Annotated in this window: 17 protein-coding genes and 1 pseudogene; 9 read left to right on the top strand and 9 right to left on the bottom strand. The window is 73.3% G+C overall.

Annotated elements, in window-relative coordinates:
* Positions 1 to 167: 167 nt before the first annotated feature.
* From ABD901_RS28970 to ABD901_RS28960, 3 genes are all read left to right on the top strand, one after another.
* The gene (locus ABD901_RS28970; RefSeq protein WP_345131233.1) at positions 168 to 1,463 is read left to right on the top strand and encodes an ABC transporter substrate-binding protein; all 1,296 of its coding nucleotides are present in this window, start codon (positions 168 to 170) and stop codon (positions 1,461 to 1,463) included.
* A 56-nt stretch (positions 1,464 to 1,519) separates the two neighbouring features.
* Positions 1,520 to 2,878: a GH1 family beta-glucosidase gene (locus ABD901_RS28965; RefSeq protein ID WP_345131230.1), complete on the top strand. Its 1,359-nt coding sequence runs from the start codon at positions 1,520 to 1,522 to the stop codon at positions 2,876 to 2,878.
* A 74-nt stretch (positions 2,879 to 2,952) separates the two neighbouring features.
* On the top strand, positions 2,953 to 3,396 hold the full coding sequence (locus ABD901_RS28960) for a DUF5709 domain-containing protein (RefSeq protein ID WP_345131228.1): 444 nt from the start codon (positions 2,953 to 2,955) through the stop codon (positions 3,394 to 3,396).
* On the opposite strand, the gene ABD901_RS28955 is transcribed toward ABD901_RS28960, so the two are convergent.
* The gene (locus ABD901_RS28955; RefSeq protein WP_345131226.1) at positions 3,285 to 4,601 is read right to left on the bottom strand and encodes an APC family permease; all 1,317 of its coding nucleotides are present in this window, start codon (positions 4,599 to 4,601) and stop codon (positions 3,285 to 3,287) included. The two genes, ABD901_RS28960 and ABD901_RS28955, sit on opposite strands and share 112 nt — an antisense overlap.
* 69 nt (positions 4,602 to 4,670) lie before the next feature.
* On the opposite strand from ABD901_RS28955, the gene pdxR reads away from it, so the two are divergent.
* Positions 4,671 to 6,086, top strand: a complete 1,416-nt coding sequence (gene pdxR / locus ABD901_RS28950; protein ID WP_345131224.1) for a MocR-like pyridoxine biosynthesis transcription factor PdxR — start codon at positions 4,671 to 4,673, stop codon at positions 6,084 to 6,086.
* Positions 6,087 to 6,122: 36 nt separating this feature from the next.
* On the top strand, positions 6,123 to 6,971 hold the full coding sequence (locus ABD901_RS28945; protein ID WP_345131222.1) for a L,D-transpeptidase: 849 nt from the start codon (positions 6,123 to 6,125) through the stop codon (positions 6,969 to 6,971).
* A gap of 1 nt (position 6,972) precedes the next feature.
* Here ABD901_RS28945 and ABD901_RS28940 read toward each other — a convergent pair whose 3' ends face one another.
* The 3 genes from ABD901_RS28940 to ABD901_RS28930 form a co-directional block, all read right to left on the bottom strand.
* A complete protein-coding gene (locus ABD901_RS28940; protein ID WP_345131220.1) occupies positions 6,973 to 7,770 on the bottom strand; it encodes an ArsR/SmtB family transcription factor in 798 nt (265 codons plus the stop codon).
* Between the two features lie 218 nt (positions 7,771 to 7,988).
* Positions 7,989 to 8,678, bottom strand: coding sequence for a dethiobiotin synthase (bioD, locus tag ABD901_RS28935; protein WP_345131312.1), 690 nt, complete (start codon positions 8,676 to 8,678; stop codon positions 7,989 to 7,991).
* A gap of 112 nt (positions 8,679 to 8,790) precedes the next feature.
* Entirely contained in the window at positions 8,791 to 9,954 is a 1,164-nt protein-coding gene (locus ABD901_RS28930) for an 8-amino-7-oxononanoate synthase (RefSeq protein WP_345131218.1), read from the bottom strand.
* 87 nt (positions 9,955 to 10,041) lie between these two features.
* Here ABD901_RS28930 and bioB point away from each other — a divergent pair, with 87 nt between their 5' ends.
* Both bioB and bsaP read left to right on the top strand, forming a co-directional pair.
* Entirely contained in the window at positions 10,042 to 11,025 is a 984-nt protein-coding gene (gene bioB, locus ABD901_RS28925) for a biotin synthase BioB (RefSeq protein ID WP_345131216.1), read from the top strand.
* A 5-nt stretch (positions 11,026 to 11,030) separates the two neighbouring features.
* Positions 11,031 to 11,210 (top strand): annotated as a pseudogene (bsaP, locus tag ABD901_RS28920) (biotin synthase auxiliary protein BsaP); the annotation flags it as partial.
* On the opposite strand, the gene ABD901_RS28915 reads toward bsaP, so the two are convergent.
* Entirely contained in the window at positions 11,200 to 12,384 is a 1,185-nt protein-coding gene (locus ABD901_RS28915) for an FAD-dependent oxidoreductase (RefSeq protein ID WP_345131212.1), read from the bottom strand. The pseudogene bsaP and the gene ABD901_RS28915 overlap by 11 nt on opposite strands.
* Positions 12,384 to 13,559 carry a prolipoprotein diacylglyceryl transferase gene (gene lgt, locus ABD901_RS28910; RefSeq protein WP_345131210.1) on the bottom strand — a complete coding sequence of 392 codons (1,176 nt, stop codon included), beginning with the start codon at positions 13,557 to 13,559 and terminating at the stop codon, positions 12,384 to 12,386. Before lgt ends, ABD901_RS28915 begins: the two co-directional genes overlap by 1 nt.
* Before the next feature lie 71 nt (positions 13,560 to 13,630).
* Here lgt and ABD901_RS28905 point away from each other — a divergent pair, with 71 nt between their 5' ends.
* Together ABD901_RS28905 and ABD901_RS28900 are read left to right on the top strand one after the other, a co-directional pair.
* The gene (locus ABD901_RS28905) at positions 13,631 to 14,116 is read left to right on the top strand and encodes an NUDIX hydrolase (RefSeq protein WP_345131208.1); all 486 of its coding nucleotides are present in this window, start codon (positions 13,631 to 13,633) and stop codon (positions 14,114 to 14,116) included.
* Between the two features lie 70 nt (positions 14,117 to 14,186).
* On the top strand, positions 14,187 to 14,828 hold the full coding sequence (locus ABD901_RS28900) for an SGNH/GDSL hydrolase family protein (protein WP_345131206.1): 642 nt from the start codon (positions 14,187 to 14,189) through the stop codon (positions 14,826 to 14,828).
* Between the two features lie 120 nt (positions 14,829 to 14,948).
* Here the strand turns inward: ABD901_RS28900 and trpA are convergent, their stop codons facing one another.
* Genes trpA through trpC form a run of 3 tightly spaced genes read right to left on the bottom strand, consistent with a single transcriptional unit; the run spans position 14,949 to position 17,760 of the window.
* Positions 14,949 to 15,746 carry a tryptophan synthase subunit alpha gene (gene trpA, locus ABD901_RS28895; RefSeq protein WP_345131204.1) on the bottom strand — a complete coding sequence of 266 codons (798 nt, stop codon included), beginning with the start codon at positions 15,744 to 15,746 and terminating at the stop codon, positions 14,949 to 14,951.
* A complete protein-coding gene (gene trpB, locus ABD901_RS28890; protein ID WP_345131202.1) occupies positions 15,743 to 16,960 on the bottom strand; it encodes a tryptophan synthase subunit beta in 1,218 nt (405 codons plus the stop codon). The genes trpA and trpB overlap by 4 nt, the downstream gene beginning before the upstream one ends.
* Complete coding sequence (gene trpC / locus ABD901_RS28885) at positions 16,957 to 17,760, bottom strand: indole-3-glycerol phosphate synthase TrpC (RefSeq protein ID WP_345131310.1); 804 nt, start codon at positions 17,758 to 17,760, stop codon at positions 16,957 to 16,959. Before trpC ends, trpB begins: the two co-directional genes overlap by 4 nt.
* Positions 17,761 to 17,923 lie beyond the last annotated feature (163 nt).

Here is a 17,923-nt window from a genome sequence, read left to right as displayed (position 1 = left end):
TTGACGCATCAGGGGCGCGGCACTTTAATGACGACATTAATTAAGTCTCGTTAGAATTCCGAGTCTCGTTCGAATCCCGGCCTCGATGGAAAAGGGATGACCGCCAACCCCCTCCTGTCGAGCGCGCGGAGCACGCCGATCGACACCCCACCAGAAGGGCAGGACCGGTGTCGATCCGCCGCGCCATCGCATCTCTCGCCGCCGGGATCCTGCTGACGGGGTCGCTCGTGGCGTGCGGCGACTCGGCGGCGGACGCCAAGACCCTGACGTACTGGGCGAGCAACCAGGGCGAGAGCCTCGAGTTCGACCAGAAGACGCTGCAGCCCGAACTCGACAAGTTCGAGCAGGAGACCGGCATCCACGTCAAGCTCGAGGTGGTGCCCTGGTCGGACCTGCTGGACCGGCTCATGGCCGCGGCCAAGGACAACAACGGCCCGGACGTGGTCAACATCGGCAACACCTGGTCGGCCTCGCTGCAGGCCACCGGCGCGTTCGTCGCCCTCGACGGGCACATGCTCGACAAGGTCGGCGGCCGCGACCGGTTCGTCACCTCGGCCCTCGACGCCGCCGGGGCGCCGGGCACGCCGCGCTCCGCGGTGCCGCTGTACTCGCTGTCCTACGCGCTGTACTACAACAAGCGCATGTTCGCCGAGGCGGGCATCGCGAGCCCGCCGACGACGTGGGACGAACTGGTGGCGGATGCTAAGAAGCTCACCCGGCCGGCCAAGGGCCAGTGGGGGCTCGCGGTCGAGGGCGCCAACCCGGCCGAGAACGCGCACCACGCCTTCACGTTCAGCCAGCAGTACCGCGGCCAATGGTTCGACGCCAACGGCGACCCGACCTTCGACACCGCCGCCAACGTGGCCGCGATCAAGCGCTACATCGGCCTGATGTCCGACGACCACGTCGTCAACCCGGCCGACGCCGGCTACGCCAAGAACGAGTCGCGGGCCGACTTCGCGGGGCGCAAGGCGGCGATGCTGCTGTGGCAGGCGGCCGGCACGTCGCTGCAGCAGTTGGGCATGAAGCCCGACGAGTACGGCGTAGCGCCCGTGCCGTTCCTCGCCGACCCGATCACCGGGGGCGGCGTCCGGGTCAACAGCATGGTCGCCGGCATCAACATGGCCGTCTACAAGCACACCCGCAACCTTGACGGCGCGCTGGAGTTCGTGGGGTTCATGACCGGCGACAAGGAGCAGATCATCCTGAACAAGGTGTACGGCTCGCTGCCGTCGGTGCGCTCCGCGTACAGCGACGCCGCGTTCCGCACGCCCGAGCAGGACGTGCTGTTCCACGTGCTCAACTCCACGGCGGCGCCGCTGCCGCAGGTGCCGGCCGAAAGCCGGTTCGAGACGCTCGTCGGCGCGGCGATGGCGGAGCTGTTCGCCGACGCAGCCGCCGGCCGGGCGGTCACGGCGGAAAGCATCAAGGCCAAGCTCAGCTCGGCGGAGGGGAAGATGTGACCGCCCCTCGACCCACCAGCTTGCACCACCAACACCCCCAAGAGGAGATCCTTCCCGTGCTGGATCTGTCCGCACTCCCCCCGGGCTTCATCTGGGGCGCCGCCACCGCGGCCTACCAGATCGAGGGCGCCGCCGCCGAAGACGGCCGGAAACCGTCCATCTGGGACACGTTCTCGCACACGCCGGGCGCCGTGGACAACGGCGACACCGGCGATGTGGCCTGCGACCACTACCACCGCTGGCCGGAGGACGTGGCGCTGATGCGCAGGCTCAACCTCGACGCGTACCGCTTCTCGATCGCCTGGCCGCGGGTGATTCCCGACGGCGTGGGCGCGGTGAACAAGGCCGGCCTCGACTTCTACGACCGGCTCGTCGACGCGCTGCTGGCCGAGGGGATCCGCCCGTTCGCCACGCTGTACCACTGGGACCTGCCACAGGCCCTGCAGGACGCCGGCGGCTGGCCCAACCGGGCCACGGCCGAGGCGTTCGCCGACTACGCGACCGTGGTCGCCGCCCGCCTCGGCGACCGCGTCGCGGACTGGAACACCGTCAACGAGCCACTGTGCGTGTCCTGGATCGGCCACCTGGACGGGCGCATGGCGCCGGGTGAGCGGGACCTGACCCGCGCGGTGCACACCTCGCACCACGTGCTGCTCGGGCACGGCCTGGTCAACCAGGCGATCCGGGCCTCGGCGCGGCTGTCGCCCAACGTCGGCATCGTGTTCAACCTCAGCCCGATCGAGCCCGGCTCGTCGCGGCCCGAGGACATGGCCGCCGCGGTGCGCGCCGACGGGCACACCAACCGGTGGTGGCTCGACCCGGTCTTCGGCCGCGGCTACCCGGCCGACATGATCGAGTGCTACGGCGTGGAGCCGCCGGTGCGCGAGGGCGACCTGGAGCTCATCGCCGCCCCAACCGAGTTCCTCGGCATCAACTACTACTTCCGGCAGATCGTCGTGGACGACCCGGAGGGCAAGGCGCCGTTCGCCCGGCAGATCCCGGTGCCCGGTTCGGTCGAGACGGCGATGCCGTGGGAGGTGTACGCCCGCGGCCTGGAGGACGTCCTGGTCTCCGTCGCCGAGACCTACCGCCCGCGCAGCATCCTGGTCACGGAGAACGGCTCGGCGTGGTATGACACCGTCGAGCCCAGCGGCGAGATCCAGGACAAGGAGCGCACCGACTACCTCGAGCAGCACCTGGAGGCGGTACGCAACGCGATCCTGCGTGGGGCGCCCGTCGACGGGTACTTCGCCTGGTCGCTGCTCGACAACTTCGAGTGGGCCTACGGCTACGACAAGCGCTTCGGGCTCATCCGGGTGGACTACGACACGCAACAGCGCACGATCAAGGCCTCCGGGCACCGCTACGCCGACCTCATCACCGCGCACCGGCGCTCCCGCGAATCGGTGATCTAAGGTCATTCGTGGCGCTGCCGGGGTATAGAGGACGGCAGCGCCACGAATCGCGAGCCACTGAGGGGAAAGCCGACATGACGCAGCAGACCGACAGCTGGGACCCGGATCCGAGCGACGAGGGCCAGCTGTCCGCGGAGGACACCCTGTCCGACCGCGGGCTCGACGACTCCCTCGACGAGGGGTACTCGCCGCCGGAGAAGCCGCGTGGCCTCAACGCCTTCGGCGTCACCCAGGCGGAGGCCGAGCGGGGTGAGTCGCTGGACGACCGCCTGAGGCAGGAGGAGCCGGACCCGTCGGCCCGGCCCGACCTCGACGAGTTCGGCTCCACGACGGAGTCCGGCGAGTTCTACGACTCCGACGAGGTCGGCGACCGGCGTGCCGGGCGGCTCGTCGCGCCCGACGAGGGCTACGGCGAGGACGACGAGAAGGACGAGATCGGCTCCGACGTCGGCATCGACGGCGGCGCCGCGTCGGCCGAGGAGGCCGCCATGCACATCGTGGACGACCGCAACCTGTAGCGGCGCTCGACCAGCAGCGCGACGACCGCGACCACGGCGCTCCACAGCACGTACCAGCCGGTCAGCGCGAGCAGTCCGAGCACGCTGACCAGGGCGAAGGCGGCGGTACGGCGGGCCCGTGAGCGGGCCGGCAGGAGCCTGACCGCCGCCGCGGTGCCCAGCACGTACACCACGACGAACGAGCCGGACGTGGCGAGCATGAGCGGCCGGGCGCCCAGCCCGGTCGCCGCCGCCACGGCGAGCGTCACGGCGGCGAGCCCGGCGACGACGACGAGGCTGCGCCGCGGCACCTGGCCGGCCTCGGCGCCCCGGGCGAACCACGGGGGCAGGGAGCCGTCGCGGCCGAGCGCGGCGCCCAGGCGGGCTGCGCCGGCGAAGTACGCGTTCATCGCCCCGGCGGTCAGCAACACCGCGACGACCGCGGTGAGCGCACGCGCGCCCGGGCCGAAGCCGATCGCGAGCAGGTCGGCCAGTGGCGCCTCCGACGGCGTCGGGAGCACGAGCTGGCTGGTGGCGGCGACGGCGAGATACAGCAGCCCGACCACGCCGACCGCGATCCAGGTGGCGCGGGGCACGTCGCGTCGCGGGTTGCGGTAGTCCGCGGCCAGCGAGGTGAGCGCCTCCCAGCCGGCGAACCCCCAGACGAGCACCGCCATGGCCGGCCCGATCGCGAGCCAGCCGTGCGGCGCGAACGGGCGCAGGTTCGCGAGGTCGGCGTGCGGCAGCGCGGTCACGATCGCCGCGAGCAGCAGCGCCACCAGCGCGGCGGCGAGGCCGAGCTGGACCTTGCCGCTCGTCCGCACGCCCCCGAGGTTGGCCGCCGTCACGAGCGCCACCAGCGCGGCGGCGGTCAGCAGCGTCGTGCGGTGCCCGCCGCCGACCGCGGCCGCGACGTACGCGCCGCCGAAGGTGGCCGCCGGCAGCGCGCCGACCGGGACGGCGAGGTAGAAGGTCCAGCCGACGACGGCCGCGGCGCGCGGGCCGAACGCCCGCCCGACGTAGCTGGCCACGCCGCCGGCGTCCGGGTAGCGGGCGCCGAGCGCGGCGAAGGTGAGCGCGAGCGGCGCGGACAGCGCGATGAGCGCGACCCAGGCGATCAGCGCGGCCGGGCCGGCGACCTGCGCGGCGAGCCCCGGCAGCGCGATGACGCCGGTGCCGAGCACGGCGCCGACCGAAAGCGCGGCGCCCTGCTTGACGGTGAGCATGGACGCTACGCTAAAGCCGGACTTGGCCTGCCAGAAGAGCCAATTCATGCGGTACTGTACTGGGCCAAGATGGACCTGCACATCAGTCTCGAGGGCCGGGGCGACCGCACCGACCGGATCTACCGCCAGCTGCGCGACGCGATCCTCGACGGCCGGCTGCGCCCCGGCGAGCGCGTGCCGCCCAGCCGCGAGCTCGCCCGCAGCCTCTCCGTCGCCCGCAACACGGTCGCCGCCGCCTACGACCGGCTCGTCGGCGACGGGTTCCTGCGCGGCCGGGCCGGGGCGGGCACGTTCGTGGCCTACTCGGGCGAGCCGCAGGCCCCGTCGCGGCGGGCGCCGGCCGGCCCGCTGCGCCCGGCGCCGCGCTGGGCCGCGCTGGAGGAGGATCCGCCGCCGACCCCGCCGGCCCGTTACGACCTGCGGATCGGGCACCCCGACGCGTCGCTGTTCCCGATGGCGACCTGGCGGCGGCTCGTCGCGCGCTCGCTGCGGGCCTCGGCCGAGTACCGCGACCCGGCCGGGTACGCGCCGCTGCGGGCCGCCATCGCCCGGCACGCCGGCCTGTCGCGCTCGGTGCGCGCCGCGGCCGACGACGTGGTCGTCACCTCCGGCGCGCAGCAGGCGATCGACCTGGTCGGGCGGGTGCTCGTCGAGCCCGGCGCGCTCGTCGCCGTCGAGGAGCCCGGGTACCGCCCGGTCCGGCGCCTGTTCGCCAGCCACGGCGCGCGGGTGGCCGGGGTGCCGGTCGACGCCGACGGCATCGTCGTCGAGGCGATCCCGGCGGCGGCGCGGCTGGTGTACGTGACGCCGTCGCACCAGCACCCGCTCGGCACCGCGATGTCGCTGGACCGGCGCGCGGCGCTGCTGGCCTGGGCGCAGCGGCACGGCGCGGCGATCGTCGAGGACGACTACGACAGCGAGTTCCGCTTCTCCGACCGGCCGCTGGAGCCGCTGCAGAGCCTCGACCGGGCCGGGCGGGTCATCTACGTCGGCTCCTTCTCGAAGACCCTGCTGCCGTCGCTGCGCCTCGGGTTCCTGGTCGCGCCCGAGGCGCTGCGCCCGGCCCTGCGCGCGGCCCGCCGCATCGCCGACTGGCACGGCGAGCCGTCCGCGCAGGTCGCCCTGGCCGCGTTCATCGACGAGGGGCTGCTGCAGCGGCACCTGCGCACGCTGACGCGGGTCTACGGCGGCCGCCACGAGCTCGTGGTCCGGGCCGTGCGTGGCCCGCTCGCGCCGTGGTTGACGCTCGTGCCCTCCAGCGCCGGACTGCACGTGGCCGCGCGTGCGGCCGTGCCGCTGGACATGGCCGGCCTGGTGCGCCGGGCGCGGGCCGCCGAGCTCGCGCTGGACCCGCTCGACGGCTTCTACGCCGAGCCGCGGCCGGAGCCGGACCCCGGGCTCGCCATCGGCTACGGCGCCGTCGCCTCCGCCGACCTGCCCGAGGCGCTGGACCGTCTGGCCGAGGCGGTCCGCCGGTCCTGTTGACAGCGGCGGCGGCCGCGACCCGCTAGCGTGTGCCTCATGCAGCCGCGCCGGGCCGTCGCCCTTCTCGCGCTCGCGGGGGCCCTGGTCGCGCCCCTGGCCGCCTGCGGGTCGAAGCACCCGAAGGCGGCGTCGAGCACCGCGACCGCGCCGGCTTCCGGCGCACCCGACGCCTCGGCGGTCCCGTCGGCGCCGGCCACGACGCCGCCCGCGGCGCCACCGCCGGCCGGCATCCCCACGATCACCTACACGCAGGCCGCGACCGGGTTCCCCGCCGACCCCGACCAGTCCTCGACGACGCCGCTCGGTGAGGGGCTGCAGGTCGACTCGAAGCTGCCCGTGTACGACGCGCCGGGCGGGCAGGCGCGGGCGTACCTCACCCGCCAGATCAGCGGCGTGGACCTCGTCATGCCGGTGGTCGCGCGCCGCGACGGCTGGGTCGCGGTGCTGCTGCCGTCGATGAACCGCAGCGTCGGCTGGCTGGCGCCGGGCGGCTGGCAGACCCGGCCGCTGCACGACCAGATCGTCGTGCACCGCGGCGCGTTCACGCTCACCTGGCTGCGCGACGGCGTGGCGCAGCAGAAGTGGACCGTGACCGTGGGCGCGCCGACCACCCAGACGCCGCTGGGCCGCACGTTCGTGCTGGGGCGCTCGTCGCTGCCGAGCAAGGTGTACGCCGGGCTGGACGTCATCGCCCTCGGCGCCGTGCCCGACGACAAGGCCGCCGTCGCCGACGGCCTTGCCGACGCGCACACGGGCATCCACGCCTGGTACCGCAACGAGTTCGGCTACCGCAAGTCCAACGGCTGCGTGCGCATGCCCCCGGCGGCCCAGAAGGTGCTACTGGACAACATCCCCTCCGGCACCAGCGTGGTCGTCCTGCCCTGAGTCAGCCGGCGGCGGTCAGCGGCGCACCGGTCTCCAGCAGCGTCTTGAGCCCCGCGATCACCTGCGGCCACCCCTCGCCCAGGCTCGGCAGCACCTCGCTGGTCTCCTCGAACCCGTCGTGGACGACGGTCAGCTTGACGTGATCGCCCTTGGGCTCGATCTCGAAGGTCACCTTCGAGCGCGGCTCCTTGGCCACCCGGGCGCGGTAGTCCTCGTCGATGTCGAAGGCCTTCGACCACGACTCGGTGAACGAGTGCCACGCGTACGACAGGCGCGTGTAGGGATCCGCCTCCAGCACGACCTGCCCCGGGTCGGCGATGTCGGTGCCGTCCTTGACGATGTGCCAGGTCATGACGGCGCCCGGCTGCCATTCGTTGTCCCAGGTGATCCCCCAGTACTGCCGGGTGAACGCCGGGTCGGTCAGCCCGCGCCAGAGCTGCTCGGGCGTGGTGCGGATGAAGGTGGTGTACACGAACTCGGGCCTGCTCATGAGTGACGCCTCCAGTGCCTTCTTGAGGTCGGCGAGCGCGTCGACGCGCCGCCGGTCGTAGCGGCTGATCCACCGCTCGGCGATGTCGCTGATCGGGGCGGCGTTGAGGTAGTGCAGCTTCTCCCGGCCCCGCCACAGCGTGGTCACGAGCCCGGCCTCTTCGAGGATCGCCAGGTGCTTGCTCACGGACTGCCGGGTCATGTCGAGCCCGGCGCACAGCTCGCGCAGGGTCTGCCCGTTGTCCCGGTTGAGGCTGTCCAGCAGCGCGCGCCTGCTGGCGTCGGCCAGCGCCCGGAAGACGTCGTCCATCCCAGCCCCCAACACCAATATGCAGCCTTTCGGTTGCCAATATTAGGCAGCCATTCGGCTGCATGTCAACGCGATCGAGTGCCAGCACGCACCTTCGGCGGCTTTTGCCGGATGTGACGGCTTCAACTCGCTACCCGTCGCTGACCCCCGGATATGTCCGCCACTCCGTGACGGACATATCCGACATATACGATATTTCAGGGCAACTAACGCGGCGGTCAGCGGCTGTGTGAGCGGAAGGCGACCGGGTCGAAGCGGCCGTACAAGCGCGGGTCGAGCCAGTGCGGTGCCTCGCGGCGGAACAGCGGGCCGGCCATCGCGCCCGCGCCGTCCGGGATCGCGCCGGCCAGGTCGCCGTCGAGGTCGTGCAGGTTGGTGCGGTGGACCAGCTCCGGGTCTGCCGGCCAGGCGCCGAAGACGACCAGCGCCGGCACCTCGCGGCGAGCCAACGACTCCAGCGTCAGCGCGGTGTGGTTGAGGGTGCCGAGGCCCGCGCGGGCCACCACGACCGCCGTGGCGTCCAGGGCCTTCGCCAGGTCCAGGACGGTCCAGCCGCCCTCGCCCAGCGGGACCAGCAGGCCGCCAGCGCCCTCGATCAGGGTGACGTCGTGCTCCTCGGCGATCGAACGCGCGGCCAGCTGGGCCATCACGGCCGTCAGGGCGTCCTCGCCGGCGACCCGGGCGGCGGCCAGCGGGGCCAGCGGGTCGGGGAAGCTCGCCAGGGTGCGGGTCATCGCCGGCTCGGCGAGCCGGGCGACCGTGACCGCGTCGGGCTCGTCGCCGTCCGCGGTGCCGGTCTGGGCCGGCTTGAGGACCGCCACCCGCTGGCCGGCGGCCGTCGCCGCGGCGGCAATGGCCGCGGTGACGATGGTCTTGCCGACCCCCGTGTCGGTGCCGGTGACCACGATCGGGCCGGTGATCGGGCCGGGAAGCTCCTCGGAATCGAGGCCGGGCAAGAACGTCACGGGCGTTCCTTCGCAATGATGTCGACGGCCTGGTGGAAGCCGCCGGGCAGGAAGGTCACGGGCGTTCCTTCGCGATGATGTCGACGGCCTGGTCGAAGTCGGCGGCGGGGACGCCCACGCCGATCGTCAGGCGCAGGCGGGAGCGACCGTCCGGAGTGGACGGTGGGCGGAAGCAGCCTACCGCCACGCCCCGTTCGCGGCAGGCGGCCGCCCAGGCGTAGGCCTCGTCCGGGCTCGGCGCGGCCACCGAGATGACGCCGCCGGCCGGCTCCGAGACCTCCAGGCCCTCCGAGCGCAGGCGCTCCACCGCTCGCCGCGCGCGGGCATGCAGCTCGGCCCGCAGGTCGTCGCCGGACTCCAGCAGGCGCAGGGCGGTCAGCGCACCGGCGGCCACGGCCGGCGGGAGAGCCGTGTCGAAGATGAACGTGCGGCCGGTGTCGAGCAGCTCGCGGTGCAGCTGGCGGGGGCCGGCGATCACGCCGCCGGCGGCGCCCAGGGACTTCGACAGGGTGGCGGTGACCACCAGGCCGGGGGCGCCGGACAGGCCGGCGGCCGCCACACCGCCGGCGCCCGACGGGCCGATCACGCCGAGGGCGTGTGCGTCGTCGACCAGCAGCACGGCGCCGTGGGCGCTGGTGACCTCGTACAGCTCCGGCAACGGCGCCAGGTCGCCGTCGACCGAGAAGATGCTCTCCGTGACGACGACCGCGGGGCGGCCGGGGTGACGGGAGAGCTCACGGCGTACGAAATCCGGGTCCTGATGCGGGGCGACCACGGTCTCACAGCGGGCCAGGCGGCAACCGTCGATGAGGGAAGCATGGTTGTGAGCGTCGGAGACGACCAGGGCGCCGGGGCGCGCCAGGGTCCGCACGGCGCCCAGGTTGGCGAGATAGCCCGAGGAGTAGACCAGGGCCCGCTCGAAGCCCAGCAGCCCGGCCAGGCCGGCCTCCAGGTCGCGGTGGGCGGCCGTGGAGCCGCGGACCAGGCGCGAGCCGGTGGCGCCGAGGCCGAAGTCGAGCAGGGCCTGCGCGGCGGCGGCCAGGACCTCGGGGTGGCGGGACAGGCCGAGGTAGTCGTTGCCCGCGAGGTCGACGACCGGGTCGCCGGGGTCGCGCGGGACCAGCTCACGCCGCAGGCCGGCGGCCCGCCGGGTCGCGGCCTCCGCCTCGAGCGCCGACAGCCACTCCACCGTGGGCCTCCCCTTGTCGTTGTAGAACATCTACGATGCCGATTGTGCAATGTGCACAACCTAACCGAGCCCGCAGGGGGTCGGAGAGGCAACCCTAACGATTTGTAAGGTACGAGCATGCTTGATGCTGCCAAAGCCGTCCTGGACACCGGAGTCGGGCTCGACCGGGACGGTGTGCTCGCCGTCCTGACCTGCTCGGACGAGGAGCTGCCCGAGTACCTCGCGATCGCGCACGACGTCCGGATGCGCTGGTGCGGGCCGGAGGTCGAGGTCGAGGGCATCGTGTCGCTCAAGACCGGCGGCTGCCCCGAGGACTGCCACTTCTGCTCGCAGTCCGGGCTGTTCGCCTCGCCGGTGCGCGCGGTGTGGCTCGACATCCCGTCGCTGGTCGAGGCGGCCCGGCAGACCGCGGCGACCGGTGCCACCGAGTTCTGCATCGTCGCGGCGGTGCGCGGGCCCGACGAGCGGCTCATGGCGCAGCTCGCCGACGGCGTCGCCGCGATCCGCGAGGCCGTGGACATCAACATCGCCGCGTCGCTGGGCATGCTGACCCAGGCGCAGGTGGACCGCCTGGCCGAGCTGGGCATCCATCGGTACAACCACAACCTCGAGACCGCCCGCTCCTACTTCCCGCAGGTCGTCAGCACGCACTCGTGGGAGGAGCGCTGGGACACGCTGCGGATGGTCCGGGCGGCCGGCATGGAGGTCTGCTGCGGCGGCATCCTGGGCCTGGGCGAGACCGTCGAGCAGCGCGCCGAGTTCGCGGTCCAGCTGCAGGAGCTCGACCCGCACGAGGTGCCGCTGAACTTCCTCAACCCGCGCCCGGGCACGCCGCTGGCCGAGCAGCCGGTGCTCGACCCGAAGGACGCCCTGCGCGCGGTCGCCGCGTTCCGGCTGGCGCTGCCGCGCACGCTGCTGCGCTACGCGGGCGGGCGCGAGATCACCCTCGGCGACCTCGGCACCCGCGACGGGCTGCTGGGCGGGGTCAACGCCGTGATCGTCGGCAACTACCTCACCACGCTCGGCCGTTCCCCGGCGGAGGACCTGGCGCTGCTCGACGAGCTGAGCATGCCGGTCAAGGCCCTGTCCGCGACGTTGTGAACGCCGCGACCTACTGCGACCGCTGCGGGGAGCCGCTGGACAGCGGCTCCCACGACTCCTGCGCGGTCGCACGGCAGTTGGAGCCGCCGCGGTACTGCACGCACTGCCGCCGCCGCATGAAGGTCCAGGTGCTACCGGGCGGCTGGTCCGCCTCGTGCGTCGAGCACGGGGTGCTCACCCCGTAGGGCCGGCCCATTCCGTCGAGGCCGCCGCGGCGCGGTCCAGCGTGCGGGGGTTGACCCGGGCGATGGACGCGGCGAGGCGGCCGCGGGTCTGCAGTACCGCCGCGGCCTTCTTCGAATGCTGCAGCACCCGCAGGATCCGTGCGCGGCGCAGCCGGCCGTACTCGACCAGCGCCGGCCCCAGCGTCCCGCCCGTGACCCCGCCGACCAGCACCGTCTGCAGCGTGGCCACGTCCTCCAGCGCGAGCGAGGCGCCCTGCGCGAGGTGGTGCGGCATGGCGTGCGCGGCGTCGCCGATGAGCGCATAGCCGCCCGGCCCGCACGGCACCCCGAACGCCTCCGGCAGCGGCGTGAGCTCGCCGATCGGCTCCTGCACCAGGTCGTCGGCCTCGGTGGTGGCCAGCAGCTGCGCGATCGGCGCGTGCCAGCCGGCGAACCAGCGTCGCAGCAGCGCCAGCTGGCCGGCGGCCGGCTCGGGCCGCAGCGCGCCGGGCACGGTGGCGACCCAGTAGATGCCGCCGCGGGTGGAGCCGCCGGCCGAGCCGCGCTCGCCGAGCGATGCGTAGACGAACCGCTGCCCGCCGCCGATCGTCTCGCCGTGGAGCGCGACATCGGCGGGGAGCTCGGGTGCGCGGTACCACGGGATGACCGCCCGCCACGCGGCGAACCCGGCGCTGGCGAAGGTGCTCGCGGCGGCGAGCCGGCGCCGGATCGCGCTGTCCGGCCCGTCCGCGGCCACGACCAGGTCGGCCTCGAACATGACCCGGCCGTCGCCGACCGCCGGGCGGTCGCGGCGCACCCGGGCGGACTGCACCTCGATGCCGCCGCGCACGTCGACCTGGTCGCCGAGGCCGGCGATGAACGCGTCGTGCAGGTCCTCGCGGTGCACCACGACGGGCGGCGACTCGACCTCGGAGACGCCCGGCTGGACCAGCCAGGTGCCGTCGGGCCGGCGGATGCCCGCGGACGGCACCGGCGTGGAGATGCCGTCGAGGCCGCCGGCCAGGCCCAGGGCCCGCAGCGCGCGGATGCCGTTGGGCCACAGGACCAGCGCGGCCCGGCCGGGGCGCAGCCGGTCGTCGCGCTCGAGCAGGGTGACCTTCCAACCGGCTCGGGCCAGCGCGCCGGCGGCGGCGAGACCGCCGACGCCGGCCCCGACCACGACCGCGGTCCGCATCAGCCCTTACCGGCCGCGTCGCTGTTCTCGTGCTCGGGCTGCTGCGCCTCGTCGTCCGCTGTTTCTTCCGCCTCGGCTTCCGCCTCGGGCTTGGCCTCTGCTTCGGGCGTGGCCTCTGCCTCGGGCTTCGCCTCTGCTTCGGGCTTCGCCTCGGCTTCCGCTTCGGGCTCGTCCGGCTCGACGGCGGCCTGCGCCTCCTCGGCGCCGGCCTCCGGCTCGGCCGGAGCGGCGGCCTGCGCGGCCGGGGCGCCCACGAGGTGGATCTGCTCGTTCTCGTCGACCGTGACGAACTCCTGCGGACCGCGCACGCGCAGGAAGTACACCAGCGCGGCGGCGAAGACGATGATCGACGTCCAGTTGTTCAGGCGCATGCCCAGGATGTGCTCGGCGTCGTCGATGCGCAGCAGCTCGACCCAGAAGCGGCCGACGGTGTAGAGCATCACGTAGAGCGCGAAGGCGCGGCCCCGGCCGAACTTGTACCTGCGGTCGAGCAGCCAGACGGCCAGCGCGACGCCGAGGCACCACAGCGACTCGTAGAGGAACGTCGGTTGGAACAGGGTGTCGTACGCCATGGGCTTGCCGTCGGCACCCTCCGCCGCCCGGCCCTTCGCGCTGTCCCACTGGTAGACCTTGAGCCCCCACGGCAGGGTGGTCTCCTTGCCGTACAGCTCATTGTTGAACCAGTTGCCCCAGCGCCCGATCGCCTGGGCCACGGGCAGGCCGACGGCCAGCGCGTCCGCGGTCATCGCGAACGGCAGCCCGCGCCGGCGGCACGCGATGTAGGCACCGAGCGCGCCGGCCGCGATGCCGCCCCAGATGCCGAGGCCGCCCTCCCAGATCTTGAACGCCTTGATCAGCGACCCGTTCTCGCCGAAGTACGCCTCCGGAGAGGTGATCACGTGATACAGCCGGGCGCCGACGATGCCGAACGGCACCGCCCAGATCGCCACGTCGAGAATCACCCAGGGCGGGGCGCCCCGCGCCCGCAGGCGGCGGTCGGCGATGAAGCACGCGGCCACGATGCCCAGCACGATGCAGAGCGCGTAGGCACGCAGAGGAATTCCGATGTCCCAGACGCCACGGGTCGGGCTCGGGATCTCGGCCAGCGGAGAGAGGGCAGCATCCACGGGTGCACACGCTACCGCCGATCCGTCGAAATGCGATGCCCGGGCCATCCCGGTACCCGGTAGAGATCACCATCAGCGAAGGTCTCGCGACGCTGAGCGGCGGTGTCTAAAGTGCGAACATGGACTACTCAACGCTGAGTAACGGCAGCAAGGTGACCTCCGCGGTCGCCGCCGTCATCGAGGACGCGGCCGGCAGGGTGCTGTTGTGCCGCCAGGCCGGCGGGCACCAGCTGTGGGGCCTGCCCGGCGGGAAGATCCGCGCGGAAGAGAGCCCCGTGCACGCGGTCATCCGGGACATCCGCGAGGAGACCGGCATGGAGACCGAGATCGTCGAGCTGATCGGCATGTACCAACTGACCGGCGACGGCTGCGGCGCCGCCACGCCCGACCTGTTCGTCCACGTCTTCCGCGGCCGCCTCGACGGTGGCGGGCCCGCCCTCAACGCCCCCGGTCGCATCAGCCGCCTGTCGTGGCACTCCCCCGACATGCTGCCCGAGCCGCTGACCGCTACGACCCGCACCGCGATCGCCGACGCCGCCGCCGCGCGTACCGGCGTGATCCGCGAACTGCAGCGCGACGCCGAGCCCGAGGTCGTCGAAGCCTGAAAACCGCCCCGGCGATTTTCATGGGCATATCCCATTGGATCGCCGCGACCCTGTCCGCAATGATCAATGCATGGCCCCGCGGTACTACGCGCTCGGCGACTCGATGTCGATCGACGACTACGCGGGCGGCCCCGGCCTGGGCGCCGCCTCCCTGCTTGCCGACGACCTCGGCATCGAGCTGATGCTGCTCGCGCGCGACGGCGCGACGAGCGAGGACGTGCTGAGCCGCCAGCTCGGCCAGGTCGGCGGACGCCCGGCACTGGTCACCGTCACCATGGGCGGCAACGACCTGCTCACGGCCATCGTCGAGTCGCCGGACAAGGTGCCGGCGGCGATCGAGGCGATCGCCGCGAACTACGACGCGACGCTCGTGAGCCTCGCCGCGACCGGCGCGCGGGTGGTGGTCAGCACGGTGTACGACCCGACCGACGGCACCGGCGACCTGTCGTGGGCCGGCCTGCCCGACGTCGAGGGCGGGCTGGGCCTGCTGAAGGTGCTCAACGCGGAGATCCGCGCCGCGGCCGCCCGGCACGGCGCGGCCGTCGCCGACCTGCACGCCGCGTTCCTGGGCCACGGCGCCCAGGCGGGCGACATCACCACTTCGGACCCGCGCCCGGCCAACCGCGAGCTGTGGCTGTGCGGCGCGATCGAGCCCAACGCCTGGGGCGCCGAGGCCATCCGCGACACCTGGCGGGCGGCGCTACGCGCCTAGGGCGGAACACGGTGCCACGACCACGGCCGGCCTCTTCGTAGCGCCTGGTGGCCGGAGCGGGCGACGCCGGCGCGCCGGACGGAGTCAGCAGGGGCGAGGAGGGCCGCCAGGGGCAGCAGTTCAGCGGTGGCGGACGCCCTCGGCGAGTTCCGCGCTCAGCTTCGCCACGGCGGCGACGCCGGCGGACGGGGTCTCCGCCTCGAGCAGGCAGCGCACGAGCGCGCTGCCGACGATCACGCCGTCGGCGAAGGCGCCGACCTCGGCGGCCTGCTCGCCGTTGGACACGCCCAGGCCGACCGCGACCGGGGTGCCGGGTGCGAGCCGGCGCACGCGCTCGACCAGGGCGGGCGCGGCGCTGCTCGTGGTGCTGCGGGCGCCGGTGACGCCCATGACGCTGGTGGCGTACACGAAGCCGCGGCAGGCGGCGGCGGTGCTCGCCACGCGGGCGTCGGTCGAGGACGGCGAGACCAAAAACACCCGGTCGAGGCCGTGCGCGTCGGAGGCGGCCAGCCACGGCTCGGCCTCGTCGGGGATCAGGTCGGGCGTGATCAGGCCCGCGCCGCCGGCCGCGGCCAGGTCGGCCGAGAAGCGCTCGACGCCGTAGCGCTCGACGAGGTTCCAGTAGGTCATGGTGAGGATCGGCGCGCCGGTCGCGGCGGCCGCCTCGACGGCGCGCAGGCCGTCGCGGACCCGGAAGCCGCCCGCGAGCGCGGCCTCGGTGGCGCGCTGGATGACGGGGCCGTCCATGACCGGGTCGGAGTACGGCAGCCCGACCTCGACCACGTCCACGCCGTTGTCGATCATCGCGAGGATCGCGTCGACGGCGACGTCATGATTCGGAAAACCGGCCGGCAGGTAGCCGATGAGCGCGCTACGCCCCTCGGCGCGGGCCTTCTCGAACGCCGTCTGAGCACTCATACGCTGAACCATTCGCGCGCGGTGTCCATGTCCTTGTCGCCGCGGCCCGACAGGCAGATGATCACGGTCGGCTCGCGGCCCAGCTCGGCGGCCAGCCGCGGGATCACCCGCAGGGCGCCGGCGACGGCGTGCGCGCTCTCGATGGCCGGGATGATGCCCTCGGAGCGGCACAGCAGCTTGAAGGCGTCCATCGCCTCGGCGTCGGTGACCGGCTCGTAGGTGGCGCGGCCGGTGTCGTGCAGGTAGGCGTGCTCAGGCCCGACCGCCGGGTAGTCCAGGCCGGCCGAGATCGAGTGCGACTCGATGGTCTGGCCGTCCTCGTCCTGCAGCAGGTAGGTGCGTGCGCCGTGCAGCACGCCGGTCGCGCCGCCGGTGATGCTCGCGGCGTGCCGGCCGGTCTCCACGCCGTCGCCGCCGGCCTCGAAGCCGAACAGGCGCACGCCCTCGTCGGGCACGAACGCGTGGAACGCGCCGATCGCGTTGGAGCCGCCGCCCACGCAGGCCGCGACCGCGTCGGGCAGCCGGCCGGTCTGCTCCTGGATCTGGCGGCGGGCCTCGACGCTGATCCCGCCGACGAAGTCGCGCACCATCGCCGGGAACGGGTGCGGGCCGGCGGCGGTGCCGAGCAGGTAGTGCGTGTTGTCGACGTTGGTCACCCAGTCGCGCAGGGCCTCGTTGATGGCGTCCTTGAGCGTCTTGGAACCGGTCCCGACGGGCACCACGGTGGCGCCGAGCATGCGCATGCGGGCGACGTTGAGCGCCTGGCGGCGGGTGTCCTCCTCGCCCATGTACACGACGCACTCGAGGTCGAGCAGGGCGCAGGCGGTGGCGCTGGCCACGCCGTGCTGGCCCGCGCCCGTCTCGGCGATGACCCTGGTCTTGCCCATCCGCCGGGTCAGCAGCGCCTGGCCGAGGACGTTGCGGACCTTGTGCGCGCCGGTGTGGTTGAGATCTTCACGCTTCAGGAAGATCTGCGCTCCGGTACCGCGGGAGAGCCGCTCGGCCCGATACAGCGGGCTCGGCGTGTTGGCGTAGTCGCGCAGCAGCCGGCCGAACTCGGCCTGGAATGCCTCGTCGGCCTGGGCGTGGCGGTAGGCGGCGTCGAGCTGGTCGAGCGCGGCGATGAGCGCCTCGGGGACGAAGCGCCCGCCGTAGATGCCGAAGTGCCCGGCCGGGTCGGGCAGCAGGCCAGCGGCCGAGAGATACGCCCTCACCGGGCCGCCCGCGGCGTCGCCGGGTGGCTGCCGGCCGTGACGAGCTCGGCCACCGCGTCCCGCGGGCTCTTCTGCGTGACCAGGCCCTCGCCGACCAGCACGGCGTCGGCGCCCGCCGACGCGTAGCGGATCAGGTCGTGCGGCCCGCGCACACCCGACTCGGCGATCTTGACGACCTCGGCCGGCAGGCCGGGCGCGATCCGCTCGAACACGGTGCGGTCGACCTCGAGCGTGCGCAGGTTGCGGGCGTTGATCCCGATGACCCGGGCGCCGGCCTCCAGTGCGCGGTCGGTCTCCTCCTCGTCGTGCACCTCGACCAGCGCCGTCATGCCGAGGCTCTCGATGCGGTCGAGCAGCCCGGTCAGCGTGTTCTGGTCCAGCGCGGCGACGATGAGCAGCACCAGGTCGGCGCCGTAGGCCCGGGCCTCATGCACCTGATAGGAGGACACGACGAAGTCCTTGCGCAGCATCGGCACGTCGATCGCGGCGCGCACGGCGGCGAAGTCGTCGAGGCTGCCGCCGAACCAGCGGCCCTCGGTGAGCACGCTGACGCAGCGGGCGCCGCCGGCCGCGTACTCCTTCGCGAGCTCTGCCGGGTCCGGGATCTCGGCCAGCTGGCCCTTCGACGGCGACGAGCGCTTGACCTCCGCGATCACGCCGACGCCGGGTGCGCGCAGCTTGGCGTAGGCGTCTTGCGGCGGCGGTGCCTGTGCGGCGCGCTGCTTGATGTCTGCCAGGGGCACCTGGGCCTCGCGGGCCGCCAGGTCCTCACGCACTCCGGCGAGGATCTCATCGAGCACCCGGCCGCTTTCCGCGTTGATCAAGGAGCTCCCCTCTCCGGTTGTCATGCGACCGATGCTAGGTCGCCCCCGGTCAGTGGACGGTCGCGGGGGTATGGCCGACGTCACCTGATGGACTAGGGCATAATGCCTCGCCGCCCGGTTTTGTCGTACCCCGGATCTA

Origin of the sequence: Dactylosporangium darangshiense, from assembly GCF_039537565.1 — a bacterium.
GTDB lineage: Bacteria > Actinomycetota > Actinomycetes > Mycobacteriales > Micromonosporaceae > Dactylosporangium > Dactylosporangium darangshiense.
Note: the sequence above shows the minus strand (reverse complement) of the source record. Positions and strands in the feature narration are given on the sequence as shown.

What these genes read in the sequence shown, in the direction of transcription:
- pdxR (WP_345131224.1), top strand. Translation starts at nt 4,671, where the DNA reads ATGGACCTGCACATCAGTCTCGAGGGCCGGGGCGACCGCACCGACCGG.
- ABD901_RS28915 (WP_345131212.1), bottom strand. Translation starts at nt 12,384, where the DNA reads ATGCGGACCGCGGTCGTGGTCGGGGCCGGCGTCGGCGGTCTCGCCGCC.
- ABD901_RS28930 (WP_345131218.1), bottom strand. Translation starts at nt 9,954, where the DNA reads ATGTTCTACAACGACAAGGGGAGGCCCACGGTGGAGTGGCTGTCGGCG.
- bioB (WP_345131216.1), top strand. Translation starts at nt 10,042, where the DNA reads ATGCTTGATGCTGCCAAAGCCGTCCTGGACACCGGAGTCGGGCTCGAC.
- ABD901_RS28905 (WP_345131208.1), top strand. Translation starts at nt 13,631, where the DNA reads ATGGACTACTCAACGCTGAGTAACGGCAGCAAGGTGACCTCCGCGGTC.
- ABD901_RS28940 (WP_345131220.1), bottom strand. Translation starts at nt 7,770, where the DNA reads ATGGACGACGTCTTCCGGGCGCTGGCCGACGCCAGCAGGCGCGCGCTG.
- ABD901_RS28955 (WP_345131226.1), bottom strand. Translation starts at nt 4,601, where the DNA reads ATGCTCACCGTCAAGCAGGGCGCCGCGCTTTCGGTCGGCGCCGTGCTC.
- ABD901_RS28900 (WP_345131206.1), top strand. Translation starts at nt 14,187, where the DNA reads ATGGCCCCGCGGTACTACGCGCTCGGCGACTCGATGTCGATCGACGAC.
- trpA (WP_345131204.1), bottom strand. Translation starts at nt 15,746, where the DNA reads ATGAGTGCTCAGACGGCGTTCGAGAAGGCCCGCGCCGAGGGGCGTAGC.
- lgt (WP_345131210.1), bottom strand. Translation starts at nt 13,559, where the DNA reads ATGGCCCGGGCATCGCATTTCGACGGATCGGCGGTAGCGTGTGCACCC.
- ABD901_RS28945 (WP_345131222.1), top strand. Translation starts at nt 6,123, where the DNA reads ATGCAGCCGCGCCGGGCCGTCGCCCTTCTCGCGCTCGCGGGGGCCCTG.
- ABD901_RS28960 (WP_345131228.1), top strand. Translation starts at nt 2,953, where the DNA reads ATGACGCAGCAGACCGACAGCTGGGACCCGGATCCGAGCGACGAGGGC.